This window comes from Psychrobacter sp. TAE2020 (assembly GCF_018919485.1).
Classification (GTDB): domain Bacteria; phylum Pseudomonadota; class Gammaproteobacteria; order Pseudomonadales; family Moraxellaceae; genus Psychrobacter.
Genome location: NZ_JAHLMU010000001.1, coordinates 244,704 through 271,623, shown reverse-complemented (window position 1 = coordinate 271,623; position 26,920 = coordinate 244,704). Strand labels below are relative to the sequence as shown.

15 protein-coding genes and 2 pseudogenes are annotated in these 26,920 nt (G+C 41.1%); 13 read left to right on the top strand and 4 right to left on the bottom strand.

The window, feature by feature from the left end; translation table 11 throughout:
* Positions 1–356 precede the first annotated feature (356 nt).
* The 10 genes and pseudogenes from KPY62_RS01005 to KPY62_RS00965 all read left to right on the top strand — a co-directional run bounded on the left by KPY62_RS01005 (position 357) and on the right by KPY62_RS00965 (position 16,518).
* Positions 357–2,687, top strand: a complete 2,331-nt coding sequence (locus KPY62_RS01005) for a type I restriction-modification system subunit M (protein ID WP_216580430.1) — start codon at positions 357–359, stop codon at positions 2,685–2,687.
* Positions 2,687–4,039 carry a restriction endonuclease subunit S gene (locus KPY62_RS01000; protein WP_216580429.1) on the top strand — a complete coding sequence of 451 codons (1,353 nt, stop codon included), beginning with the start codon at positions 2,687–2,689 and terminating at the stop codon, positions 4,037–4,039. Before KPY62_RS01005 ends, KPY62_RS01000 begins: the two co-directional genes overlap by 1 nt.
* A 71-nt stretch (positions 4,040–4,110) precedes the next feature.
* Complete coding sequence (locus KPY62_RS00995; RefSeq protein WP_216580428.1) at positions 4,111–4,869, top strand: abortive infection family protein; 759 nt, start codon at positions 4,111–4,113, stop codon at positions 4,867–4,869.
* Between the two features lie 339 nt (positions 4,870–5,208).
* Positions 5,209–5,292, top strand: a pseudogene (locus KPY62_RS14000) (type I restriction endonuclease subunit S); the annotation flags it as partial.
* Positions 5,293–5,324: 32 nt separating this feature from the next.
* Positions 5,325–5,945 carry a hypothetical protein gene (locus KPY62_RS00990; RefSeq protein WP_216580427.1) on the top strand — a complete coding sequence of 207 codons (621 nt, stop codon included), beginning with the start codon at positions 5,325–5,327 and terminating at the stop codon, positions 5,943–5,945.
* Positions 5,946–5,996: 51 nt separating this feature from the next.
* Positions 5,997–9,326, top strand: coding sequence for a type I restriction endonuclease subunit R (locus KPY62_RS00985; protein ID WP_216580426.1), 3,330 nt, complete (start codon positions 5,997–5,999; stop codon positions 9,324–9,326).
* Between the two features lie 295 nt (positions 9,327–9,621).
* Positions 9,622–11,190, top strand: coding sequence for a Fic family protein (locus KPY62_RS00980; protein WP_216580425.1), 1,569 nt, complete (start codon positions 9,622–9,624; stop codon positions 11,188–11,190).
* A gap of 589 nt (positions 11,191–11,779) precedes the next feature.
* Complete coding sequence (locus tag KPY62_RS00975; RefSeq protein WP_216580424.1) at positions 11,780–12,646, top strand: exonuclease domain-containing protein; 867 nt, start codon at positions 11,780–11,782, stop codon at positions 12,644–12,646.
* A gap of 52 nt (positions 12,647–12,698) precedes the next feature.
* The gene (locus tag KPY62_RS00970) at positions 12,699–15,167 is read left to right on the top strand and encodes a TerB N-terminal domain-containing protein (RefSeq protein ID WP_216580423.1); all 2,469 of its coding nucleotides are present in this window, start codon (positions 12,699–12,701) and stop codon (positions 15,165–15,167) included.
* Positions 15,168–15,204: 37 nt separating this feature from the next.
* Positions 15,205–16,518, top strand: coding sequence for an ATP-binding protein (locus KPY62_RS00965; RefSeq protein WP_216580422.1), 1,314 nt, complete (start codon positions 15,205–15,207; stop codon positions 16,516–16,518).
* 221 nt (positions 16,519–16,739) lie between these two features.
* On the opposite strand, the gene KPY62_RS00960 is transcribed toward KPY62_RS00965, so the two are convergent.
* From KPY62_RS00960 to KPY62_RS00945, 4 genes are all read right to left on the bottom strand, one after another.
* Positions 16,740–17,996 carry an NAD(P)/FAD-dependent oxidoreductase gene (locus tag KPY62_RS00960; RefSeq protein WP_216580421.1) on the bottom strand — a complete coding sequence of 419 codons (1,257 nt, stop codon included), beginning with the start codon at positions 17,994–17,996 and terminating at the stop codon, positions 16,740–16,742.
* 255 nt (positions 17,997–18,251) lie between these two features.
* The gene (locus KPY62_RS00955) at positions 18,252–18,590 is read right to left on the bottom strand and encodes a RidA family protein (protein WP_216580420.1); all 339 of its coding nucleotides are present in this window, start codon (positions 18,588–18,590) and stop codon (positions 18,252–18,254) included.
* A gap of 161 nt (positions 18,591–18,751) precedes the next feature.
* Complete coding sequence (locus KPY62_RS00950) at positions 18,752–20,203, bottom strand: sodium:solute symporter family protein (RefSeq protein WP_216580419.1); 1,452 nt, start codon at positions 20,201–20,203, stop codon at positions 18,752–18,754.
* A gap of 273 nt (positions 20,204–20,476) precedes the next feature.
* Positions 20,477–21,745 carry a M24 family metallopeptidase gene (locus KPY62_RS00945; RefSeq protein WP_228730512.1) on the bottom strand — a complete coding sequence of 423 codons (1,269 nt, stop codon included), beginning with the start codon at positions 21,743–21,745 and terminating at the stop codon, positions 20,477–20,479.
* 204 nt (positions 21,746–21,949) lie between these two features.
* Here KPY62_RS00945 and KPY62_RS00940 point away from each other — a divergent pair, with 204 nt between their 5' ends.
* The 3 genes and pseudogenes from KPY62_RS00940 to KPY62_RS00930 all read left to right on the top strand — a co-directional run bounded on the left by KPY62_RS00940 (position 21,950) and on the right by KPY62_RS00930 (position 26,865).
* Positions 21,950–22,969 (top strand): GlxA family transcriptional regulator, encoded by a 1,020-nt coding sequence (locus tag KPY62_RS00940; RefSeq protein ID WP_216580418.1) that lies wholly within the window; start codon positions 21,950–21,952, stop codon positions 22,967–22,969.
* Positions 22,956–25,415, top strand: coding sequence for a DEAD/DEAH box helicase (locus tag KPY62_RS00935; RefSeq protein ID WP_228730511.1), 2,460 nt, complete (start codon positions 22,956–22,958; stop codon positions 25,413–25,415). Before KPY62_RS00940 ends, KPY62_RS00935 begins: the two co-directional genes overlap by 14 nt.
* 149 nt (positions 25,416–25,564) lie before the next feature.
* Positions 25,565–26,865, top strand: a pseudogene (locus KPY62_RS00930) (IS3 family transposase).
* The last annotated feature ends 55 nt before the right edge of the window (positions 26,866–26,920 follow it).

Here is a 26,920-nt window from a genome sequence, read left to right as displayed (position 1 = left end):
TCTTCTATAAATATTCTGTCGTCTTATAGGCCAATAAATTTATAATTAACCCTATTAGATTTGGGCTTATTGCTAGCTTTTAGGTAGGAGGCTAATCCATTACTCTATTTCTTTTGAGCGCTGGTGAGCACGCAAAAATTCTATACGCTGAACCATGCTATACCGTTTTTTAATCTGACCATAGCTTATAATTAGACTTGCCTCTTAATACTCCTAACCTATATGATACTTCTCAATAAAAGCCATGATAAGTCGATGTAGACCATCGCAGCGTGCCTTACCTATGACCCAATTTTTAAGCCTGTCATATAACCCCAAGCCTTTATCTTTGCTCAACCAACAATAAGACAATACCGATGACCAAAAACTTCTCTCAAACAGCGGCTTTCATCTGGTCAGTTGCTGACCTGTTACGTGGTGACTTTAAGCAATCTCAATACGGCCGTATCATCCTACCCTTTACGCTATTGCGCCGCCTAGAGTGTGTACTCGAAGATACCAAAGCAGACGTTGTTGCTGAGAGCCAGCGTATCGCTGAAATGGGTTTGCCAGAGGAGGCGCAAGAGAAGTTCCTAATACGTGCCAGCAAGCGCCCGTTCTATAATATCTCGCCCATGGATCTAAGTAAGATGGGTCAGAGTGATATTAAGGATAACTTGAGTACTTACGTGCAGTCCTTCTCTAAAGATGCGCGTGAGATCTTTGAGCATTTTAAGTTTGAAGAGTTTGTCGGTCAGCTAGCCGATGCTAATTTGCTTTATAAAGTGCTGCAGAAGTTCGCCAATACTGACTTAAGTCCCGAAGCTATCTCTAACCATGAAATGGGTTTTGTGTTTGAAGAGCTGATCCGCCGCTTTGCTGAAAGCTCCAATGAAACCGCAGGGGAACATTTTACTCCGCGCGATATTGTGCGCCTGACTACTTCTCTGGTATTTATGGAGGACGATGACGCTCTAACCAAAGACGGTATCATTCGCACCATATATGATCCGACAGCGGGTACGGGCGGCTTCCTATCCTCTGGTATGGAATACGTGCTAGAGCTAAACCCTGACGCGGTGATGCGAACCTACGGTCAAGAGCTAAACCCTGAATCCTATGCTATCTGTAAAGCCGATATGCTCATCAAAGGGCAGGAGGTGAATAATATTAAGCTGGGCAATACCTTGTCTAGTGATCAGCTGGTCGCTGAAAAGTTTGACTATATGCTATCGAATCCGCCGTTTGGGGTAGATTGGAAAAAGATATCAGGTGAGATCAATGACGAGCATACGCAAAAGGGCTTTGACGGTCGCTTTGGGGCGGGCTTGCCGCGCGTGTCTGATGGTTCGCTATTATTCCTGATGCATCTGATTAGCAAGATGCAGAACACGGCTGCTGACAACCAAGGCAGCCGTATCGGTATCATCTTAAATGGCTCGCCGTTATTCACCGGTGGCGCAGGTAGCGGGGAGAGCGAGATTCGCCGTTATATCCTACAGGCTGACTTGTTAGAAGCTATCATAGCCTTGCCAAACGATATGTTCTATAACACCGGCATCGCCACCTATATCTGGATATTAAGCAATAAAAAAGCGCCTGAGCGCCGTGGTCAAGTCCAGCTAATAGACGGCAGCAATCTATACAGCAAGATGCGTAAGTCACTGGGCTCAAAGCGTAATGAGATGAGTGAAGACGATATTAGGACTATTACCAAGAGCTTCGGCAACTTTGAGGTGGTCGATGCACGAGTATTAGATAAGCCGGAAGAGGTAAAGTCAAACCGTGGGAGACAGTCTGCCAATCCTAAGAGTGACCCTGCGAAAACCTTCGCCAGTAAAATCTTTGCCACCCATGAGTTTGGCTATCGTCGCTTAACCATTGAGCGTCCGCTACGTCTTTCTACCCAGCTGTCTGATGAAGCTATCGATAGCTTGCGTTATGCGCCTAAACCTTTTGATATGGTCATGGCTAGTCTTTACAGCGCCTTTGGCAATGACTGGACGACTGACAGCTACGGCGACTTATCAGCGGTCACTGCCGAGGCACGGGCAATGATTAAGGCGGATTTTAGCGAGCTAAAAGAAAGTCAAATCAAAGACGTGCTTAATGCCAAAGTATGGCAGTCACAGCTTGCCCTGATGACTAAAGCCAAAGCCCTACAAAAAGCCATCGGTGATAAACAATTTGATGACTTTAATGAGTTCGATAAGGTATTTAAACAAGGGTTAAAAGACGCTGACGTCAGTTTAGACACCAAAGAAAAGAAACAGCTATTAGATGCCATTACTTGGAAAAATCCTGAGGCAGAACCCGTCATTAAGAAGACGGTCAAGGTTGCCAATCCGCTCTATGGGGCATTTAGCTATAAGCCAAGCAGTTCAAACAAGTCAGCCAAAATCGTTGAGTTCCAACCCGACAGCGACCTGCGAGATTATGAAAACGTGCCGCTGAATCCTGAGGTGACGACCGCTGAGCTGATTGAAAGTTACTTCGCCCGTGAAGTGCAGCCGCATGTGCCTGATGCGTGGATTAATGCGGATAAGACCGATGCTATCGATGAAGAAGTCGGCATCGTGGGCTTTGAGATACCGTTTAACCGTCACTTCTATGTGTATGAGCCACCACGTGCTTTGGCTGAGATTGATGCGGACTTAGATAAAGTCAGTCGTGAGATTATGCAGTTGTTGGGTGAGGTGCATTCGTAATGGCGAAGTATCAGCAGTATGCAGAGTATAAGGATTCTGGCGTTGAATGGTTGGGGGAGATTCCTGAACATTGGATTTCAACACAAGTTAAGTATGGTTATACAGTTGTTCTAGGAAAAATGCTGCAAACAACGCCTAAGTCTAACTCGGATTTACTGAAACCTTATTTAAAAGCGCAAAATGTACAGCCATCTGGAATAGATCTTACGAACGTAGGTTCAATGTGGTTTTCTGCAGATGAACGTAAAAGATTACTTCTAAAGGAAAAAGACATTTTAGTGAGTGAAGGTGGGGATGTTGGTCGCTCTGCTATTTGGAATAATGAGATAGATGAATGCTACATACAAAATGCAATTAATAGGGTTCGTCCTAGACATACTAACGATTCAAGGTTCTTTTATTACTGGATCAATTATTTAAAGGCTGCTGACTTCATTAGTATTATTTGTAATAAGGCAACCATTGCTCACTACACGGCAGATAAGCTACAAGGATCACCGCTTATATTACCGTCAGCCTTAGAACAAACCCAAATCGCCAACTTCCTCGACTATGAAACCGCCCAAATCGATACCCTAATCGAAAAACAGAAAACCCTTATCCAACTGTTAAAAGAGAAGCGCCAAGCCGTTATTAGTCATGCCGTAACTAAAGGCTTAAATCCTGATGTACCGATGAAAGATTCTGGGGTGGAATGGTTGGGAGAGGTTCCTGAGCATTGGGAGGTTACTAAGCTGAAATGGAAAGCTAGCACTACAAGTGGAGGCACGCCCACTACTTCAAAATATGAAGATTATTATGAAGACGGGCACATACCTTGGGTTCGTACAACTGACTTAAACAATGGCAAGCTAAATGAAACACCAATTATGATTACACCAAAAGCAGTTAGAGACAGTGCTTGCTCCCTATTGCCTAAAAATAGTGTATTACTAGCTATGTATGGTGGTGCTGGCTCGATTGGAAAACATTCATTATTAAATTTTGAATCGACTATTAATCAGGCTGTGTGCGGTGTATTACCGAGTGAGGCTTTTGTACCTGATTACTTACATCGTTTCTATGAGTTTTATCGTCCTTTCTGGATGATTGGTGCAGCAGGAACAAGAAAAGACCCTAACATTGGACAAGATAATATTAAAGAGGCAAAAACTCTCATACCGCCATTAAATGAGCAGAACCAAATAGCTGATTATCTCGATAAAATGCAAAGTCATTTTGATGCATTAACTGAAAGTGCAGAAAAAGGCATTCAACTCATGCAAGAACGCCGCACCGCTTTAATATCTGCTGCTGTTACGGGTAAGATTAATGTTCGGGGTTGGGTGAAGCCTAACGTTGAAGCATTGTAAGAAGCTTTTCAAGCTAAGAAATTATAGTAGCGTGCAGTATGTGTATGGCATAAAGAATAATAGGGAATATAATGAGTAATATCTTACGTGACTTACCAACGCTCTACGACCAAGCGCAGGGGCTTCAAAACACCTTGATTTCTAGAGCTACTGGCGGTGATAGTAGCGATAACGATTACATTATATTAAGAAAAACGATTCTAGATTCAAAATTTAATACCTTAGCACCTGATTTTGTCAGACATGCAAGGGATTTAAACCAGTTTTGGCAGATGATAAAGTATAAGTATGGCTCATATGCAGAACGTAGAGAATTTATATATAGCCAGTTTCAAAATTTAATTGAAGCGATAGAGTTTGATAAGTCAGGAATGACTCCTGATTTTGGGAAATCTATTGAGGTTATAAACTCTGATTATATCGATGGGATTTGGAAGAAAGCTATTGAACGTAAAGCTAATGATCCAGAAGGAGCAATAACCTTATCTAGAAGTTTAATAGAGTCTGTCTGTAAGCATATTTTAGACCTTGAGAATATTTCTTATGGGAAAAATACTGACTTATCAGAACTGTATAAAAAAACTTCTGAATTATTAAAGATGTCTGCTAGCCAATACGAGACGAATTTAATCTTTAAACAAATCCTTGGTGGATGCTCAGGTATAGTCAATGGCTTGGGTCAATTACGTAATAATGTTGGTGATGCTCATGGGCAAGGTGTCATCAATGTAAAACCTAAACCAAGGCATGCTGAATTAGCAGTTAATTTAGCAGGTTCAATGTCACACTTTTTATTGTCTAGTTATGAAGAGAGCTATAAAAGCAGGTAGCTATTTATGAATCAATGATTCTAATTAGAATGTACTTGCTAAAAAATATCCGAAATAGTTATAAAATCAATAACCTGAATACACCTACGAATCCATATTCCAAGCCGATATCGTTACTCAAATGCAAGCACATGGCTGAAAGATGGGCAGTCCTAACGGTTATCAGCAGGAGACGGCGCTGTATGAGCAAGACGTGCTGGACTTTGTGCAGACGACTCAGCCGCAAGAGTAGGAGAAGTTTTGATATATATTTCTTATTGACCTCGAAGGTCAGTTTATCCCTAATTTAATTAAGTAATGTCGAGCAGAATGGTTTGATAGTTCTATAGAACTACTCTAATTTTACAAAAAACTCGCACCGCTTTAATATCTGCTGCTGTGACGGGTAAGATTGATGTTCGGGGTTGGGTTGCGCCTAATTAGAGGATGGGTGGGAATTAAAAATTGAGTAAGCTATGAAAAATAACATAATAAAATACCGCAAAATAAGAGGTATCAATCGCCGTAAGCGCGCTATTGAGCAATGGGGCGTGCGCAATAAAGCATTAGATATTGAGAGCTTAAAAGAGACAAAACGTGATTACGTAAAGTTTTGGGTACGTCCTTGGTCTAGTCTAAGTTTAATCAATAGTGTCTATCCTGAACCAACTGGAGAACTTAAGACGCTATTAATTGCCAATCTGCTCAAAATATATGAATCGTGGGATAGTTCCTTAAAGCAATTGGATTCGACTTATTATCTACAAATCTGGCTATTCGAAAATGAGATAAGCCACTCGCAAGTAGTTTGCGCTATTGATCACCTTAAGGATTTTTATCAAAACACATTTAGTCCTATAGAGGTTCAGCCCAATGAAGGGATCAAAAGCTCACATCACTATAACGAAGATACCGCTAAGTATTTAGACCGTTATGACTGGACACAATATCGCTATACTCAATCCCTCGATATGGACGATGTGTGGGATGCCGAGCATTTTGCGCTTATAGCTAATGAGCAGCGATTGGGCGAGCATACTGTTGGTGATAAAGTCTATCAAGTGATTGAGATAGACAAGGTTTGGTTGATGTCATAAGCCCAATTTATAACTTATCCATAACTGCAAACTAATAATAAGAACCATGCCATGACACAGACTAGCACTGCTACGAACGCCCACAACGTCACCTACGAATCTGTCTTTCAAGCTGATATCGTCAGCCAAATGCAAGCACACGGTTGGCAATTAGGCAGTCCTAGTGGCTATCAGGCAGACACCGCGCTGTATGAGCAAGACGTGCTGGACTTTGTGCAGACGACTCAGCCGCTAGAGTGGGAGAAGTTTTGCAAAACTTTTCCTATCGACTCTGAGCGTCATTTTATCACTGCCCTAGTTAAGCAGCTGAGCAAGGCCGATGAGCAGTCAACCGATAAGGCCTCACGTACTTATGGCACGCTGGGGGTACTACGTCACGAGTTAAAGATTCGTAATGCGCGTTTTAGCTTGTGCCAGTTCAAGCCTGAGCATGATCTCAACCCAGAAATTATGGCACGCTATCAGGCCAATATATGCCGTATTGTCCCTGAGGTTGTCTATAGCCCCTATACACTGAATAAGGCCAGCTTAAAAGATAGCTCAGAAGGTAAAACAGACAGCAAGGTTGCTAAGCGTAACCGCATCGATATCGTGCTGTTTATTAATGGCTTGCCGGTGACGACGCTAGAGCTAAAGTCTGAGTTTAAGCAGTCGGTACAAAACGCTATTACTCAGTATAAGAAGACACGCCTGCCCAAAGACCCTGATACGGGGCGGCCTGAACCGCTGCTAACGTTCAAGCGTGGTGCATTAGTGCATTTTGCGGTCAGTCAATACCAAGTCTATATGACCACAAGGCTGGCAGGTGACAGTACCTATTTCTTGCCGTTTAATAAAGGCACAGCGGAGGGCGGTGCGGGTAATGATACGCCTAGTGATAGCAGTCGCTATGCCACTGATTATCTATGGAATGAAGTACTGACCCCAGACCATCTATTGGCTATTCTCGGTCACTTTATGCATTTGCAGATCGAAGAAGAGGAGGATGTGATTGGTCGCAAGTCCAAACGCGAGACCATGATGTTCCCGCGCTATCATCAGTGGGATGTGGTGACTAAACTGGTCAATGCCGCCATTACAGAGGGTGCAGGTCAAAAGTATTTAATTCAGCACAGCGCAGGCTCGGGCAAGTCCAATTCTATCGCCTGGACTGCCCATCAGCTCTCGACTTTATACAACAGCGACGGCGAGAAGCAGTTTCACTCGGTGATTGTGATTACGGACCGTACTGTACTGGATGATCAGCTACAAGATACCATCTATCAGTTTGAGCATGCGGATGGGGTGGTGGGCAAGATTAATCGAAAAGAGGGGGACGGCTCAAAGTCGGAACAGCTGGCGAGCGCACTGGTCAACTCACAGCCGATTATCATTGTGACGATTCAAACCTTTCCGTTTGTACTCAAAGCGATTGAAGACTCAAGCGTGCTCAAGTCGCGACGTTATGCCATCATCGCCGATGAAGCGCACTCATCCCAGACAGGCTCTACCGCACGCCAGCTTAAAGAGGTGCTAGTTTCGGGTGATGTAGAGATTGATGCTGAGAGTAGTGCAGATGAGGATAAGCCACTATCTAGCGAAGATATGCTCGATGCCACCCTTGCTGCCCGCCGTAGCAGTCCGAATCTAAGCTACTATGCCTTTACGGCCACGCCTAAGCCCAAGACTATTGAGCTGTTCGGACGCTTGCCCAATCCTGACTTGCCAGCCTCTAAAGATAACCTGCCAGCCGCTTATCATGTCTATTCCATGCGCCAAGCGATTGAAGAAGGCTTTATTTTAGATGTACTAAAAAACTACACCAACTATAAAGTGGTCTATCAGCTCAAGCAAAAGCTGGCTGCCAAAGATAATGAGGTCGATGCCCGCCGCGCTAAGATTAAACTCAATAATTGGGTGCGCCTGCATGAGCATAATATCGCCCAAAAAGTAAAAATCATCATTGAGCACTTTAATGACAATATTAAAGGTTTGCTGGGTGGCCAAGCCAAGGCCATGGTAGTGACGGGTTCCCGTAAAGAAGCGGTACGCTACAAGCTAGCGTTTGATAACTATATCGCTGAATATGGTTATAAAAATATCAATGCGATGGTAGCGTTCTCAGGTGAAGTTACCTTTACCGATAATGACCCTGATAGCGGCGCCTTACTTGGTGAGAAATTCACTGAGCATAATATGAATATCGGCTTAAAAGGCCGTGATTTACGTAAAGCCTTTGACACGGATGACTACCAAGTGATGCTAGTAGCTAATAAGTTTCAGACAGGTTTTGATCAGCCCAAATTATGCGCTATGTATGTTGATAAAAAACTAACAGGCGTGGACTGCGTGCAGACATTATCACGGCTTAACCGTACTTATAAGGGCAAAGCAGAGAGTGGTACCTTTGTGCTCGACTTCTTTAATGATCCTGAAGATATTTTAGAGGCTTTCCAGCCTTATTATGAGACGGCAAGCTTAGCGGACGTGTCCGATCCTGATCAGGTGTTTGATCTCTACGAGAAGCTACGTGCTAGCGGTATTTTCCTATGGAATGAGGTGGAGCAGTTTGTCGAAGCGTTCTATAGCAAGAATAAGTCTAATGCTGCGCTTAGTAATATCTGCAAGCCGGCGGTCGAACGTTGGCAAAAGCAATATAAGCGGGCACGTGAGCAAGCACAGAATGCCAAGACAATGCTTGAGCGTACCAAGGCGACGGGCGATGTGGTGCTGATTACTAATGCCGAGAATGACTATAAAGGTTTTAAAACCGAGCAGGATGCGCTAGAGATATTCAAAAAAGATTTAGGCACATTTACCCGTCAATATGAGTTTATGTCGCAAATTGTGGACTATGACGATAAAGATTTAGAAAAGCTTAGCCTATATGCGCGCAACCTACAGCCGCTATTGCGCGAAAGCTTGGACGATGAAGAGGAGGTAGATCTCACCAATATCGTCATGAGTCATTACCGAGTCTCAAAGCTACACCAGCAGGACTTAAAGTTGCAAGAGGCCAAGTCTGAGTATCAGTTAGATGGTGGCAGTGGCGCAGGTACAGCAACACCCAAGGATAAACAAGAAGCGCTACTGTCTCAGATTATTGAGAGCTTAAACCAAGTTTTTACTGGTGAGGATTTTACCGATAAAGACAAAGTGAACTTTATGAATACTATTTGGGATAAGGTCACTGAGAACGAGATTGTGGTCAAGCAGTTTAGCAATAATAGCGTGGATCAAATTATGCTGGGCGGTTATCCAAACGCTGCCGAGGATGCTATGTTTGATGCTAAAGGTACGTTTGAAGATATGACTATGCACTTATTGTCTAACCCTAAGCAGTTTCAGACGTTTATTCGATTGATGCTCGATACCAAGCTGAGTACTGAAATTTCAGGATAGGCTGTACGCAGAGTAACTAGTGACCACTCGAGTATTTATTTACCTGATGGTTTAGTGTCGCGACCGCCACCTGATCGATGGCCTGTGGTGCTCGGTCAGCCTGCACCTTGACCGCCAGCATTGATATGGATTTTTATAATGGTTACTCCGTTAAGTAACCCTATGGCTAAGATTATAAATAAAAGATCCTTTATATAATCGTTTTTATGCAGAATAGCCTTTATATAATTGATACATTGCAACTATAATCGTTTTTATGCAAAATGGTCGCTACACAATTAGAAAGTGACATGAGATGTATCAAAGTATAGTGGAGCCTATAGGTGCAGTATGGCTAATACAAGCTGCCAATATTGAATTGGTTGCCCCTTTGTACATTATTAGCAGTATTGGCGGCCGCCGAGAAACTATTAACAAAGATGATTTTCAACACAGTATCTATCAGGATACTATGCGCCCTGCTGATACCTTTATTGCCCACTTACAGTTTCATATGCGCCATGAAGTTATCCATTTCGAGATGTTAGCTCGACTGTTTGAGAAAGTCGGTGGCAATGATATACAGACATGGGTAAATAATGAACCTACTGGAAAATATGCGCGTTGCAGTGCATTTTTGTATGAATGGCTAACAGGCAATACGCTCAATGCACCGAAAAATATTGGTGGAAATTACTTCAATGCTCTCGATAGCAGAAAATTAGTCACTGCAGACCCGACGCAGATAGTAAAAAATAGCCGTTGGCGTATCAATGATAATATTGCAGGAACTACTGATTTTTGCCCTATGCTAGTCAAAACAGAGAAGTTTAACCAAGCCGCTAGCCTTAACATCAGGGCAATGATGAGTGAGCTAAATCATGAGTTTGGTGAAGATCTGCTTATGCGAGCTTCGGTATGGATGACGCTAAGAGAGAGTCGCGCCAGCTTCACCATAGAAGGTGAGGGCAAGTCTATTAAACGAATTGAGCGCTTTGCAGATGTCATGGCCAGGCGAACAGGTTTAGGAGAAGTACCACTTACTGGCAAGTTATTAGCAGAGCTACAGCAGGAAATATTGGGTGATAAGAACATTATTGAGCACTATGGTATTCGTCAGTCCCCAGTATTTGTTGGACAAACCCAAATTCGTGGATTAAAAGAGATTGTTCATTATATAGCACCACCAGCCGATGAGCTGTTAGCCAAGCTTAATGGGCTTAGGACTTTTATAAGCAAAACCAATGAGCAGTCGTCAACGATGCGTAGTGCAGTTGCTTCATTTGCTTTCGTTTATATTCATCCGTTGGCAGATGGCAATGGAAGGGTACATCGTTTTTTGATTAACGATATTTTGCGACGTGACGGTGCTATTCACGAGCCCATTATTCTACCTATATCGCAAGCTATTGCAGAACACGCTTCAGATCGTCAGGCTTATGACAACATACTTGACACTATTTCAAAACCATTGATGGAGACCCTTCGCGGTCATTATAGTTTTAATAAACAGCCCACCCATTATCCTGATGGTATTGATTCAAACTTGAGCTTTAAGCAGACAAAGATTGCTCAGCCAATATGGCGATTTATAGATCTAACACCACACGTACAGTACTTATCAAAGATTATTCATCAGGTGATAAAACATGATATGCATGAGGAGTCTCGCTATCTTAAGCAACATGACTATGCTCGGGTGGCTATAAAAGAAGTGCTTGAAATGCCTAATGACTATGCCGATAGGATCATCCGCAGTCTATTGAATAATAAAGGCGACCAGAGTAATAAGTTGCTTAAAGAGTTTCCATTCTTAGCAGATGATGAAGTTTGGCAAGAAATACGCACTATTATTATTAATACCTTTATAGAATTTGATAATTAAGTGAGCCTTTAGCTATAGTTCGTGCAAAATTAAATCGATAATTCAAGCAACTAGTGTTGCTCAAGCGTTTTTAGCGTAGATAACTAACAGATAGCCTATATTAAATAATAAAAACCCTTGAAGCCTATAGCTTACAAGGGTTTTTTGTTATTTGTACTTATATTCGATGGTGCGCCTACCACGCAACGATTTTTATAGCGTAGTCCTTTACTGGCAAGGAGTATAGTTATTAGGTATTTATTTTTAACAACAAATTTAACAACATTTGAATGGGGCTATAGTCGTTCGAGTCGCGAAACTATATTTATAATCTTTTCAAGAAAAATAGTAAGTGTGTTTTTAATATACTAGCCTTGAGCTTACATTCTTTAAGGTGTCTATGCAGTGGTAAATATGATTTGGTATACTTTGTTAATGTCTACGGATTTGACTGTATTTGACGGTAGAGGTCACATTTTTTATTCGATACAAAGACGAGGATTTGATTGCGCTTAAACTTAGGTCAGTATTTATCAATCACATAGGTAAAAATATCAATTTTAGTTTATCATTATTCATATATTACACGCTATTTGAACAAGGATAGATAATGAATTTTGTGGCTATTGATGTAGAAACTGCCAACTCAGACGTCGGTTCTATTTGCCAAATAGGTATGGCAAAGTATATTAAAGGTAAATTGATAGATACCTACTGTACCCTTATCAGACCACAGTCTAGCTTTAGTCGAATAAATATAGATATTCATGGTATCGATACTAAGCAAGTGAAAGATGCTCCTTCTATATTTGATATTTATGGCAGTATCATTCAATTTATCGGTAACAATGTTGTAGTTGGTTATACCAATTTTGATCAAAGAGCAATAACAAAGTGCTTATCAGATCATAATTTGCCACTGCCGTCTTGGCAGTGGGTGGATGCTTCTGTCATGGTACGTGACACTTGCCAGCGATTTAGTACATCGGGATATAATCTTGCTAATGTATGCAAAGAATGGCGGTATGATTTTGATCATCATGATGCACTAGAAGATGCTAAAGCGTGTGGGTTTGTGACAGCGACTATTCTTAGAGAAAATAATGCTTCAATCATGGATTGGTTAACAGATCAGCCATCTCATCCGAAAAATAGTAATAGTACGCAGCGCTTTACTCAAGACCGCTCTATAGAAGGTAATGAGGAAGGGCGATTTTTTGGGTTAAATATTTGTTTTACAGGAGAGCTATCTATAAAACGCATAGAAATTACCGATATCGCAGCAAGGCAAGGTTTTCATGTCAAGGCTGGTGTATCTAAAAAGCTCAACTATTTAGTCGTGGGTACACCAGACTTAACATTATTGAATGGACATGATAAAAGTAGTAAACAGCGTAAATCAGAGACGCTGATTGCAGAAGGTATCGATATTAATATTATTACAGAGCATGATTTTCTTAAGATGCTTAAACTCTAGTCGTTCTGTCCGCCTCTTTTATATAGCTTTCTTAGAATGGGTTTTATAGGTAATGAAAAACTTTATCGAAAATGTCGTGGCGCTATTCAAAGAGAAGTATGATGCCAAAAGTAATGAGGTGAAAACGCATCTTATAGATTTGCCACCTGATATAAAACCATTTGCAGAAGTGCAATTTATTCATAATGATCAAAACCGTAAGAATAGGCACCATGACAATGGTGTTGATAAAAATAGTTTTGATGACAATCATTTTGACAGCGATGACTTGGATAATGTGGACAACCTTGCTACTTTTATTCTCTCATCGGTGAGATCAAAGGAATACAGCACCTCCTCCAATCAAACAAAGGGTCGCTGGTTAACCAAGTATGAGTCTATAACCATTCATAATCGCACTATTGAACGAGGTTTTTTTTATTTTGGCGGGCAGCTTGAGACTTTAGTGGGTTATGGTACTGAGCCATCATTAATAGATGAGCGTTTATCAGTAAGTCCACCATCAGCTATCCATAATACGACAGCTATTTATAGTGATGAGTCGCTAGGTTACTGGCCAACTTATGGACAGCTTTCAGCTTTATGTCGTGGTATTTATTTAGACTGGTTAGCGTCTGATCGTACAAATCCCAATACGCCCATCGGCTATGTGTTTATCTACTTCAATGGGCTTGAGCGCAGAGTCATTGAAAGTATTAGCGTAGATGATGTGTCTGATGATGAGTTTATTGCTATTTATAATGAAGCTTTTCGTCTGCATAATATTTATGGCAAGCAGTCATCGTTTCACAACTATTCTGTCCATTTTTTAGAATTTATGGCACTTGTGCGCTCGCCACTATTTGAAGAACGATTACAAGCACACCAAGTTTCCCCGCCGCCTGCCAGTAGTCGCAACCTAACCTTTAAAATGCAATTAGCAAAAACAGTAACCTTAAATCTGCCCATTTCTGCCACTTTAGCATGGGAGTGGCTCATTTTTTCTAATGAATATAACTTTAGGACGCCTGCAAAGCGCTGTGAATCAGAATTCAAAGATCTGTTCGATATTTTATATCAAAAAGCTTATCCAAATGGACTTAGCGTTTCTCCCAATAAAACCAAACTAAGATTAAATTATAATGCTGCCAGCCGCTCAATTGGTTACGTTGATCTGACGCTTGATGATCTACAAGATCCTAGTATATTAAAAGCGCCCATCAAAAAGCTGATCACTGTTGCCGAACAATGTAATGATGCTTTAGACGCCTATAGTCGCTATTTAGGTCGTAATAGTAATGATAAAACAGATATAAATGCTATTTTATTAGTACCAAAAGCGCTTATTCATCAGCAAGGCTATCAAGAAAAATACCCAATAATACAAAAATTTAAAGCATGGGCAAAATCTGTTATTCAAAATGATGAAGGTCTGACGACAGCTAAAGAATTATGGGGGTATTTGGACGAGCGGTCGTCGCATAAAATCCCTAAAACATTTACTAAAAAGCATAATGAAATTATTACAAGTTTAGCTGGGTTAGCAGGCTTTGGTATTGTGCCAGACCAGCGTTACCATCAGACCAGTTTTAAACCAGAAGGATATGTGGTTTTATTTGATAGCGGGTATGGAAAAGACTTTGAGCCGAGCATGTCATTTCACCAAATCAGTTTGGCACTCAGATTGGGTGCAATGGTTGCAACTATTAATGGCTATGTTGATAAAAGAGAGGTAGATACGTTACTGACGATTATTGAGCAAGACACTCAGCTTACTACTATTGAAAAAGCGTCATTAAAGGCTTATTTACTATGGCGCTTAAATAGTCCCTCTAATATGGCAGGTCTAAAGGCAAAGTTAGTGGTACTTGATGACAAGCACATTAGCTTTATCAGTCGCTTTATTATTTCAGTTGCCTTAGCTAACGGTAATGTTGAACCCAGTCAGATTAAACAACTTGAAAAGTTGTATCAGGCTCTAGGTCTTGATAAAAATTCAGTGGTTAATGATATTCATCATTTAACCAGCGCTAAAAATAAAACGTCAACATTTAACAATTTGTCACAGCAGCAGAGGACTAATGACAATAGTAATGAGGCTGATATTGACATCTCAGATCATAATAGTAAGACATATATTTTTAACGCTGAATTATTAGCCTTGTATGAAAGCGAGACAGGCGACGCTAAAGCAATGCTGGCGAGCATATTTTCGGCAGATGATGAAGATATGCAAAGCAATAGTGAGTCACTGTCAAATGAACAGGTAAATAACTGTAGTAAAGTTGATGTGATTAATGAGTCTATTGTTAAAGGTTTAGATAATGTCCATAGTAAGCTTTATCAGCAGCTGATTAGTAAAGAGATATGGCAACGAGAAGAAGCTGAAGTCTTGTGTGAGTCACTAAACTTAATGATAAATGGTGCTATCGAGACCATTAATGATTGGTCGTATGATAATGTTGATGCACCAGTATTAGAAGATGAGGATGAAGTGGTGATTGATTTTGAGATTGTCGAAGAATTAAAGGCATTGTACTAAAAATAAGAATCAATAATAGAGCTATCAAGGACAAATAATGACTAGTAAAAAAATTAGAGCAAAAGAGCGCGATGCTATTATTCAATCGCTTAAGGCAGGGGTCACACCAAAGGTTGGTATTCAGCATATCCAAGTGGGACGTATGAATGAGCTTAGAGCGCTAATAAGTGATATTGAGCGCGTTGCTGATGGTGGCTCGGCGTTTCGTCTTATTATTGGCGAGTATGGTTCAGGCAAGACCTTTTTTTTGAGTGTGGTAAGAGCGATTGCGCTTGAGCGTAAGCTGGTCACTGTTAATGCTGATTTATCACCTGATAGGCGCATCCAAGCATCGTCAGGACAAGCAAGAAACTTATATTCTGAGCTTATGCGCAATCTATCCACTCGTAATAAACCGGATGGTAATGGTTTGGCCAGTGTGGTCGAACGTTTTATTACTGAAGCCCGCAAACAAGCGGATAGTACAGGTGAGGCAATTAGCGATGTTATCCAAGACAAGTTAGCTGAATTGACAGAATTGGTTGGCGGTTACGACTTTGCTAAAGTTATTGAAGCTTATTGGCGAGGTCACGAAGAAGATAATGATGAGTTAAAGGTTAATGCGATTCGATGGCTGCGTGCAGAGTACTCAGCTAAGACTGATGCAAGGCGAGATTTAGGTGTGCGTACTATCATATCTGACGCGTCTTTTTATGATGCACTCAAAATCATGAGTCTATTCGTACGGCAGGCCGGCTATCAAGGTTTGTTAGTCAACCTTGATGAAATGGTCAACTTGTATAAGCTCAATAGCACACAAGCACGCCAAGCCAATTATGAGCAGATTCTACGCATTCTAAATGATTGTTTGCAAGGTACCGCTGAGCATCTAGGGTTTTTGTTAGGTGGTACGCCTGAGTTCTTACTTGATCCGCGTAAAGGATTGTATAGCTATGATGCCTTGCAAACGCGCTTAGCAGATAATAGCTTTGCTAAGCAGGCAGGCGTGATCGACTATTCGTCGCCTGCACTGCATTTAGCAAGTCTTACACCGGAAGAGCTATATATTTTACTGAAAAATCTGCGTCATGTTTATGCAGGTGGTGACGAAGCAGAATATCTAGTACCTGATGAGTCCTTGCAAGCTTTTTTACAGCATTGTAGTCAAACGATAGGTGATGCTTATTTTAGAACACCTCGTAATACCATTAAAGCATTTTTGGATATGTTGGCTGTCATTGATCAAAACCCAACTATTTCGTGGGATCAACTTATTAACTCAGTATCTATTAACCCTGAGATGCCATCTGATATGGATATTGACATGAATGGTATGTATGAAGAAGACGAACTTGCTGATTTTAGATTATAGGTCGCTAATAATTTTGGTGGTGTTTTAAAAAGTATGCTGGCATCAGACGTAGCCATAATTGACATAAAAGAACATCAAACCAAATGCTTTCAAGTGATTGTCGAGCTTCTTTGAGAAGCAGGTTTTTCTAACGGCTGGAAGTAATTGATGTCCTAAGCGATAATTATTACTTCCTTAGCATACTTTCTGAAATACCACCACAAAACTTAGTAACTCACCTTTTAACGAGTCTTTTTGAAACGACTCACCTTATAAGCGCTTGGATCAATAGTATGCGGCTCATCAAAATAGTATTCCGCTATCATACGCGCACTAACCACTGATTGTGTTAACCCTAAATGATGATGACCAAAGTTCAAAAACACTCGCCCGATTTTATCGATAACAGGTAATGAGTCTACCGTTGTTGGTCGAAAACCCATCCACGGTACACTATCATCCGTATTGAGCGGCTCTTTGAACATCGGCTGTGCATGCTGCAGTAGCTTGTGTGCACGCTGCATATTAGGCGGTGCATCTAGCCCTGCGTATTCTACAGTGCCGGCTAAACGTAAACCTTTCTCCATTGGCGTCATTATAAAGTGCCGATCTAAGCTCGATACCGACATGTTTAAGCGTTTGCTTTCATTTGGAATCATTAAATGATAACCGCGCTCAGTATCTAGAGGCACTTTTACTCCTGTCAGCTGTTTGGCAAGCGCTTTTGAGTAGGCTCCTGCTGAGAGCACAACTTTATTAGCTACCATATCCCCTTGGTTAGTTTTCAAAAGGATACTGTCTTCATTTGGTATCGCCTCAAGAACGTGGCAGTGCTCGATCACATGCCCGCCAAGCTGGTGAAAAGTAGTGGCGAGGCTATTATAAATGGCTTGCAAGTTAGTAAAGTGTCCCGTTTTAGAGAAGTATAGCGCATCAAGATTATCGTTCTTTAAAGCGGGTTCATATTCGCCGATTTCATCTTTAGTTAGAGGGTGATTGATCACGCCAACATCATTTAGGCGTTTGCCATAATCCGTCAATATACTAAGTTTGGTGGGCTGCTCAATCGTCAACAATGAACCGCTAGTGTGAACCCACTGCTTAAGATCAAATTGTGTGGCAAAGTTTTGCCAAGCGTCTAAGCTGCTACTATTTAAGTTCAATATAGACTTGTGAATACGGTCAAACGGTTCAGCACGCATATTGAGCAACAGCTGGAATGCCCATGGCATTAAGCGTGGTAGATAACGCCAATCTAGTCGTAAGGGCCCAGTGGGATTAAGCAGCATCGCTGGAACATGGCGAAGCATGCTAGCATCAGCCACAGGGAATATTTGTTCAGTTGCTAGGTGTCCGGCATTACCTGAAGAGGTGCCTTTACATATTTCATCGGCCTCAAGCAAGACTACTTTTACCCCTCGCGCTTGTAGCGTCACCGCTGTCGTCAAACCAATGACGCCACCACCTATAATATGTATGTCAAAATTTTGTATGTCCATAAGTACTCTCATTTGGCTAGTATGAATAGCATTAATACATCTTGGTGTATTCTGAAAAAACGTATTAGCTATTAATATTTATAAAAAGTAGCTTGGCATATAAAAAACGCAACGCTGTGCTACAACAATATATCTTAAAAAATGAGAGGTTAACGTACATCCGCCATCCTACTCTTGACTTCAATGATTATCGAAAAAGGACATAACATTAACCATAATGCCCTTTTGTTTTATAGTAGTACTACCATTGGCAAGTTACTCAGCGGCTATGATAGTGACTTCTACTAATAACTCGGGGCTCGATAAAGCCGACTCACCGCAAGAACGAATTGGCGGCACTATGCCTTCAAACCACTTATCCCAAACTTCATTCATTGCTGCAAAATCTGACATACTTTTAACCCAAACTAGAGCCGATAACATTTTTGATTTATCGCTACCAACCTCGTTTAGCAAGGCTTCAACTCTCTCTAGGCAAGTCAAAGTCTGCGCTGCTATATCCTCTTCAGGATTGCCCACTTGACCACATAAATAAATGGTCTTATTATGAATAGCGATTTTGCTCATACGTTGGTTACTATGTAGTTTTTGCATGATTGTTTATCCTTATATTGTTAATTATTATTTTAACCAATTACTTTTGTTAACCAGTTATTTTTTAGAAAAACGTTGCGCTATATGCTGCTAAAACAAATTATCTTAGGTAACGATGCTTAGGTAACGATGCTTAGGTAACGATGCTTAGGTAACGATGCTTAGGTAACGATGGCCTCATTTTTATTATTAGGTACCAACACGCCAATGACCACGTAAGTTATGGCTGATGCAGCTGACCCTATCAGCGGTCCCTCTACCCAGCCAACAATACCTGACGTCAACAGATAACTACTACAAACAGCACCGACAATAATAGAAGCAATAGCACCTATCGTTGAGCCTTTATAAAAAATAGTAACCAAAAGTACGCCAGATAAGGCTGCCATTAAGGTGCCACTAGAGAATATCCCCAAAAAGCTAAGCATCGCTTCAGGTAAGAAGAAGGTAGAAATGAAAGCGATAGCAGCCATGATAGCGACCCACAACCTATTCAGCGTTAATAGCTCAGCGTCAGTGCGAGGTTTATTGTCAAATATAGCCAAACGCAAATCATGTGAGGCAGCCGTTGATAAGGTATGCATAATAGAGTTTGCTGTAGACTTCATAGCAAATAGAATAAACAAAGTGATCACACTACCCACTACACTTGGAATAGCATTGGCTAAATACCAAGGCATTGCTTCATCAGGATTGAGAAGATTTGGGTTTTTGATACGAACATATAAGCCAACGATAGGCACCAAACTTAAAATACACCCTAGAACGGCCGTATAAAACCCTGTTTTGGCAATGCTGATATTAGATTTCATCGCCAAAAAACGTACTGACATATAAGGTAGTGCGGTACTAAAGATAAGCGCATAGACAAATACTAGAAAAACAGAGGATCTCGAATCACCATAAGGGTTAGAGGTCTCTGGATTAACGAGGTTTGGATCTATTGCATTCAGCTGAGTTATCATATCTGCTAATGGAATGTCGGTGAACACCTGAAACACGATGTAAATGGCAGCGATTGTCATCCCAATCACCATAAAAGTATCGGTCCAAGCAACAGCAAGCAATCCGCCTGCCATGGTATAAATAGTAATAATCACCAGTAAAAGCGCAGAAGCAAACAGCGGTGAAATACCGAGCCAGCTACTACCCAACATACCAAGTGCTCTAACCTGTGCCGTTAAAAACACGGTCAAAAATATAATCATGCCCAAAGACGTGATAATACGTAAAGTGCGAGCAGATGCTGAATTTCGATCATTACAGTGCAAATTAACGATAAATTCAGGAATGGTACTACTACCCATCTTCTCGGCTCTATTTCGCAAATAAACCGCAAAGAATAATACGGCGACTACCATGGCTGGTGCAAAAAAGAAATTCCCCAAAAGCTCAATCGTTCCGTATTGGTAGGCGGCACCAGGTGAACCCATAAAGCCCCAACCACTAAATCCAGTCGCCACGACAGTCCCTGCCATGACAAAAGGCCCTAATGAGCGACCGGCTACTAAAAAACCGCTTTCGTCATCTGCTGACATGACTTTTGCCGCTTTACTAGCCAATAAAATGAGAAGCGCAATTGCTGCTAACAATATCATCCAATTAATAAACATGTCGATCCCTCGTAACGTTTACTACATTATTTGTTATGACGCTCTACGAAGAAATAACTCACTGCCAGTAATAGTGTCAGTACATTAATGGTCGAAAACCAAAACAACGTCCAGCTGTTAAGAAACCAGTCCATAATGTTATTTCCTTAATAAGTAAAAGGTGAAAACAATGATATAGATGGCGCATCATCTATGTTGGTGAGCTTAAAATAAAAAACTTATATCTAGTAAGCCCACTCAATATAGACAGTATTTGTTGGAAGCACCTATATATTAACGACCGATAATGTTGTACTCAGGACCGTACTTAAAGCCTGTGATATTATCAGCACCCGTCTCATTGATGACTAAAATATCATGCTCTCGATAACCGCCAGCACCCGGCATACCCTCTGGGATCATGATCATCGGCTCCATAGAGACGACCATACCTGGCTCAAGCACGGTTTCAATATCTTCACGTAGCTCAAGTCCTGCCTCGCGTCCATAATAGTGGCTGAGTACACCAAAAGAATGGCCATAACCAAAACTACGTTTTTCTAATAAGTCATATTTTGCATAAATTTTATTCAACTCATGTGCGATATCACAGCAGCGCACGCCCGGTTTGATAAGTTCAAGTCCTGCTTCATGTACTTCACAATTTATCTGCCAGTAGCGTAATGAGTCTGCATCACATTTATCCAAGAACAAAGTGCGTTCAAGCGCGGTATAGTAGCCTGCTATCATAGAAAAACAGTTAAGGCTCAATATATCACCCGATTGGACCTGGCGATTGGTCACGGGATTATGAGCACCATCCGTATTAATACCTGACTGAAACCATGTCCATGTATCCATGAGCTCAACGTGACCAAACTGCTCACCAATAGCTCTAACCATAGCTTGTGTAGACGCCAATGCAACTTCGTATTCAGGCACACCATCATAAACCGCTTGCACTAATGCAGCACCACCAATATCACAGACCTGAGCGCCCTTAGTTATGAGCGCTATCTCTTGAGAGGACTTAATCATTCTCATGGTCATACATGCTAAACTAATATCAACAAACTCTATATTGGGTAAGATAGCTTTAAGCTTGGCAAAGCTATCCATCGGTAAATGATCAAACTCAATACCTACACGACCGTTATTAGGGATTTGTTGAGCAATAGCTTTAAAATAGTTATCACGCTGCCAATCAGTATAAACAACATTGTTGTCACCAACAGTACGACGCCAAGGCTGTCCACCATCGATGTTGGCTGATATGGATACGACTTTTTTTGAAGAAACGATTAGTCCATAAGGTCGCCCAAAAGAGCAATATATAAAGTCAGAGTAGTAATTGATGTTATGTATCGAGGTAAAAAGTACCGCGGCAATATTCTGGTTATCTAAATACTCACGCAGTTTCTCATGACGATTTGCATATTCTTGATGACTAAAAGTTGGCGTCACCTTTTGGCCATTTTTAATTTCGATTAAACTTGGAAGATGCAGATTATCTAATGAGCCATCTAAAGATAATGTGCTAGCAAGGTCTTTTGATGTTGACATGATACGTCTCCAGAGTAGGCAATAATTAACTAACGATTAACTAACAATTAACTAAGAACACCTTCGATACTAGAGGTAAAAATGATAAGGTAGTTTTTCATAAGCGACATTTTATGTTTATAATCGGACATATAGATAAATAACTTAACATTAGCCAGAAGTTGAAGTGCACTCTGTTGAAGTGTGCTCTGAAGGCGATAAAAAATGACTCAGATAACAAAAAAAATGACAGACAAGCCTAGGCGTATTGGGTTTTTACTGATCAATGGCTTTTCCATGTTAGCGTTCAGCAATGTCGTTGAGTCACTTCGAATGGCAAATTATGTGAGCGAGCAACTTTTATACTCGTGGGTGGTAGCAGGGCTTGATGATGATAAAACTAGTAGTAGTAACGATATTAAATTAAGTCATACTGCACAACTTGAATACTTATCAACCTGCGACTTGGTATTTGTATGCGGAGGACACCAAACAGACTATTTAAAATCTAGTAAACTCATTGCCTTAATTCAACGATTGGCAGTACGGAATATTGCACTTGGGGGTTTGTGTACAGGGGCACTAGCATTGGCTGCTGCAGGCTTACTTGAACAACAAGCAGTCTCACTGCATTGGGAAAACATAAGCGTAGCCCAGGAGAGCTATCCGGGTGTTATTTTTAATGATCAGATATTTACTATAGCACCGCAGCTATACTCTTGTTCAGGTGGAGCTTGCGCATTGGATATGACCTTACATATCATCAACCAGCATCATGGTCATCACATAGTTTCCAAGATACAAGATATGTTTATTATCACCTCTATACGTGAGCCTACTTACTTACAGCATATGCCCAAACCAAAAATACTTAGCAGTAGCTACACCAATGTGATAAATGCTATTACATTGATGAAAACCAATCTTGAAGAGCCTTTAAGCGTTGAGGATATTGCCCGTCATCTTGGATTATCAAGTAGACAATTACAGCGCGTATTTAATAAAAATTTTAGTTGTTCACCGCAACAGTATTACGTGCGTTTACGCCTTGAACACGCCAAATATATTCTTAAACATACTACTGTGCCTATTAGCCAAATCGTGCTAGCAAGCGGCTTTATCGATAACAGTGCATTCTCTAGCACCTTCAAAAAACACTATGGCATAACACCAAGCCATTACAGGCAAGAGAATCTGTCTAATAATGTAGCAGGCATCCAAAAAGCGGAGGATGCCAATTCATGACTGGACGTCTGTTTTAGATTACTTTATGTTTGATGACCGTATTAGTAAACCTTTATACAGAATTCGGGATGATCTCACTATTCCCTCAGCATACTTTCTGATACACCACCATAATCTTAATAAAAAATACGAGAAACTATCTTTGAGAGACGCTCATCTTCAGCTTGATTATCAAATACAGCGTTGGATATTTAACCAAGGTTGGAATGGATTACGCGAGGTACAAGCTAAGGCTATTGCACCAATTATATCTGGGAAAACCGACGTACTGATTAGTGCAGCGACTGCTGCTGGCAAAACAGAAGCGTTCTTTTTGCCGGCTTGTAGCGCTCTCGTCAAGTCAGACAATAGCCAAAATATAGGATTATATGAAAAAGAAGGGCAGGGTAATGGAGTAGGTATTTTATATATCAGCCCACTAAAAGCGCTAATTAATGATCAATATCGAAGGCTTGAGAGTCTAGCAGAGTTGCTTGATATGCAAGTGACGCCATGGCATAGCGATAGTCCACAGAGTAAAAAAAATAAACAAAAAAAGTCGCCATCAGGAATTATTTTGATTACGCCTGAGTCGCTTGAATCTTTATTGATTCGGGATTCAGGGTGGGTAAAACAAGCTTTTAGTAGCCTAAAATATATTGTGATTGATGAGTTTCATGCTTTTTTGGGTAGTGAGCGTGGTCAGCATTTATTATCTCTTTTGACGCGGCTTGAGCATGTCACTGAACGTTTAAATACACCTATTCCGAGAGTAGCGCTGAGTGCAACGTTGGGAGATCTAAAAAGCGTACCGCAGTTATTAAGGCCTAATCAGTCACTACCTTGCATCATTATTGAAGATGATGAGGCGAAGGCTAGTATTAAAGTACAGGTAAAAGGTTACATAGAGCCTAGTCAATTATCGCTTGAATCAGGTTCTAAAAATAATAATATTGCAAGTTCTGACTCTCAAAATATTGGTATTCAGTATCCTTATACTGCCGAGGCGCAAGTTTATGCGGACTTGTACCGATTATGCCGTGGCGGTAGTCATCTAATATTTGCTAATAGCCGTAGACGTACCGAGATGATAGCGACAGAGCTTAGTGATTTGTGTGATTACAATATCGTTCCAAATGAGTTCTTTCCTCATCACGGCTCCTTGTCAAAAGAGCTTAGAGAAAGCTTAGAAACACGATTACAAAAAGAAGAGTTGCCGACTACCGCTGTGTGTACTATGACCTTAGAGCTAGGGGTTGATATTGGTAAGGTTGATACTGTAGTGCAAGTGACAGCGCCGCACTCTGTAGCCAGTCTTAGGCAACGGCTTGGGCGTTCGGGTAGGCGTGGTGGTTCGGCAGTACTTAGAATGTTGATTACTGAAAAAGAGATTGATAAAGATACTAGTCTTACTGATAAGCTACGTCTTGAGCTAATACAGTCATTTGCAATGCTAAGATTACTAGTTATCGATAAGTGGTTTGAGCCGGCAGATACTGAGTTATATCACTTCTCAACGCTATTGCATCAGGTGCTAGCGACTATCGCTCAATGGGGTGGTATTCGTGCTGACCAGCTTTATATCTTGTTATGCAAGCAAGGACCCTTTCAAAAAATACAACCAGCGCACTTTAAGTCTCTACTTAGCCAAATGGGAGAGTTGCAGCTACTCACTCAGCTTGGTAATAAGCAATTAGTATTAGGCATTGTCGGTGAGCGTATTGTTAGCCATTACACTTTTTATGCAGTTTTCAAAACACCAGAAGAATATCGAATTGTGACAGGTAATAGAACGCTTGGCACTCTACCAATTGAGACTATGTTATTACCTGAACAATATATCATTTTTGGTGGCAGACGCTGGCAAGTCAAAAATATTGATATGGAGAAAAAAGTGGTGGATGTCATCTCTGTCAAAGGCGGTGGTAAGCCTCCAGCTTTTGGTGGCGGTAGCATGTCGATACATGACCGAGTACGCCAAGAGATGTATGAGATATTAAGTAACGGTGCTTACCGTATTCAAGTTGGTGAGCAACATTTAGATTTTGCTGACAAGACGGCAAGACGATTATTTTCAGAAAGTATTGATGCTTTCAACAGGTATGATTTAAACAATCAGCCTGTTGTAGACAAAGATGGCAATAGTTATATATTTATGTGGCGTGGAGACAAAGTTGTAAATACTTTAACGGCGTTGCTTATCCGAGATGACTTCACTGTTGAAACATATGCAGGTGTTATTCGTGTTAATAGAGTCGATTCAGTTCAGGTTTGTCAGTTTTTACAAAAGCTTGCCAGTCAGATATTACCTACAGCAACTGAGCTTGCTGAAACTGTACCTTTTAAGATGACTGAAAAGTTTGATGAGTACTTACCTGATGATTTGCTCAATATTGGTTACGGGGCACAAGCTTTTGATATTATTGGGTTGAAAAAATGGTTGGAAGGCTTCAAAAAAAAGACCTAGCATATAATGTGAGTTTGATAGTAAGTTTTTTTAGCTACCCCTTTTAATAACATAGACTTCGATGAAACTAATCTATGCTGATAATGAGCTGTGCTGAAGAAACCGTACACCTGAACTTGGTAAACCAAGCGTATTCACAGGAGTTTACCATGACTAAGAAAATAAGAACCTACAGCGACGAATTCAAAGCCGAAGCCGTTAATAAGATAGCAGATAATAACGGTAACATCTCTGTTACTGCAAAGCAGATTGGCACCACGATGCAGGCCCTATCAAACTGGCAGAACAAAGCCAACCAAGGCAAGCTTGAAGGGACTGAGTACTTCGATCCACAACTTATGGCCGTGATGGAAGAGAACAGACGCCTCAAACGACATCTTACAGTTGCTGAGGAGGAGGAGCGCGAGATATTAAAAAAGGCGACGGCGTACTTCGCCAATGAGGAGCGTTAAGAAACAGTCTGGGAGACTGTTTTAGTGATGTAAGACAGGGCTATGCCCGCAGTGACAGCTCGTAAATTACGCTTTTATTAAAGACAATCAGCAGATATTTAACATCGCCCCAATATGCCGTGTATTAAACGTAAAACCCTCAAGTTACTAAGACTGGACGAATCGCGACCTAAGTGCTCAGCAGATACACCGTAACCAGTCTGAGCTACTGGCCAGAGCTGCACATAGTGAAACAAAAGCACGTTATGCTGCTAATCGACTGCACGCAAAGCTGGTAGAGCAAGGGCACGATATTAGCCTATATATAGTTCGACGCATTAAAGAAGGGCATGGTATCAAATGCCGTCCCCATACGCGCTTTAAAGTCACCACGGACTCAAACCATAATAAAATGGTTTATCCAAAGGTGTTGGATCAGCAGTTTGATGCTAAGCGTCCTAATGAGTCTTGGGTCAGTGATATTACCTATATCTAGACAAGCGAGGGTTGGCTATACTTAGTAGGATTAAAAGATTTACAGAACAAAGAGCTAGTCGGCTACGACATTAATAAGCGCATGACAGCAGACTTAGTATGCCGTGCACTCAACATGGTCGTCAAAAATAAACGACCCAGCCAAGGACTGATTGTGCATTCTGATAGAGGCAGTCAATATTGTAGTCATGCCTATCACAAAATCATCAAGCAGCATCAGTTTACAGGCTCCATGAGCGGCAGGGGCACCCACTACAAGCATAACTTTCCGTCTTGCGCTTCGGGCAAGTGTCCACTGTACTCTTGCTAATCCTCGCTCATCTGATAACGCTCCGATAGAAAGCTTCTGGGGCACATTAAAGAATGAGCTAGTGTATCACCAAGACCATAAGACAAGGTTTGTAGCGATCAGTGATATCATTGACTATATCGAGTTGTATTATAACCAAGCTAGGATTCAAAAGGGCTTGGGCTATAAATCGCCAAGACAAGTGTGGTTTGACTATTATCGTCAAGCTGCGTAATTAAAATCTTCCAAGTTTAACTGTATGGATTTGACGGCAGGGGTCAATGCGAGGT

Bases quoted from the DNA above. Each gene is read 5' to 3' on its own strand.
- KPY62_RS00975 (WP_216580424.1), top strand. From the start codon at position 11,780: ATGAATTTTGTGGCTATTGATGTAGAAACTGCCAACTCAGACGTCGGT.
- KPY62_RS00995 (WP_216580428.1), top strand. From the start codon at position 4,111: ATGAGTAATATCTTACGTGACTTACCAACGCTCTACGACCAAGCGCAG.
- KPY62_RS01005 (WP_216580430.1), top strand. From the start codon at position 357: ATGACCAAAAACTTCTCTCAAACAGCGGCTTTCATCTGGTCAGTTGCT.
- KPY62_RS00940 (WP_216580418.1), top strand. From the start codon at position 21,950: ATGACTCAGATAACAAAAAAAATGACAGACAAGCCTAGGCGTATTGGG.
- KPY62_RS00985 (WP_216580426.1), top strand. From the start codon at position 5,997: ATGACACAGACTAGCACTGCTACGAACGCCCACAACGTCACCTACGAA.
- KPY62_RS01000 (WP_216580429.1), top strand. From the start codon at position 2,687: ATGGCGAAGTATCAGCAGTATGCAGAGTATAAGGATTCTGGCGTTGAA.
- KPY62_RS00960 (WP_216580421.1), bottom strand. From the start codon at position 17,996: ATGGACATACAAAATTTTGACATACATATTATAGGTGGTGGCGTCATT.
- KPY62_RS00935 (WP_228730511.1), top strand. From the start codon at position 22,956: ATGCCAATTCATGACTGGACGTCTGTTTTAGATTACTTTATGTTTGAT.
- KPY62_RS00950 (WP_216580419.1), bottom strand. From the start codon at position 20,203: ATGTTTATTAATTGGATGATATTGTTAGCAGCAATTGCGCTTCTCATT.
- KPY62_RS00965 (WP_216580422.1), top strand. From the start codon at position 15,205: ATGACTAGTAAAAAAATTAGAGCAAAAGAGCGCGATGCTATTATTCAA.
- KPY62_RS00980 (WP_216580425.1), top strand. From the start codon at position 9,622: ATGTATCAAAGTATAGTGGAGCCTATAGGTGCAGTATGGCTAATACAA.
- KPY62_RS00955 (WP_216580420.1), bottom strand. From the start codon at position 18,590: ATGCAAAAACTACATAGTAACCAACGTATGAGCAAAATCGCTATTCAT.
- KPY62_RS00990 (WP_216580427.1), top strand. From the start codon at position 5,325: ATGAAAAATAACATAATAAAATACCGCAAAATAAGAGGTATCAATCGC.
- KPY62_RS00945 (WP_228730512.1), bottom strand. From the start codon at position 21,745: ATGTCAACATCAAAAGACCTTGCTAGCACATTATCTTTAGATGGCTCA.
- KPY62_RS00970 (WP_216580423.1), top strand. From the start codon at position 12,699: ATGAAAAACTTTATCGAAAATGTCGTGGCGCTATTCAAAGAGAAGTAT.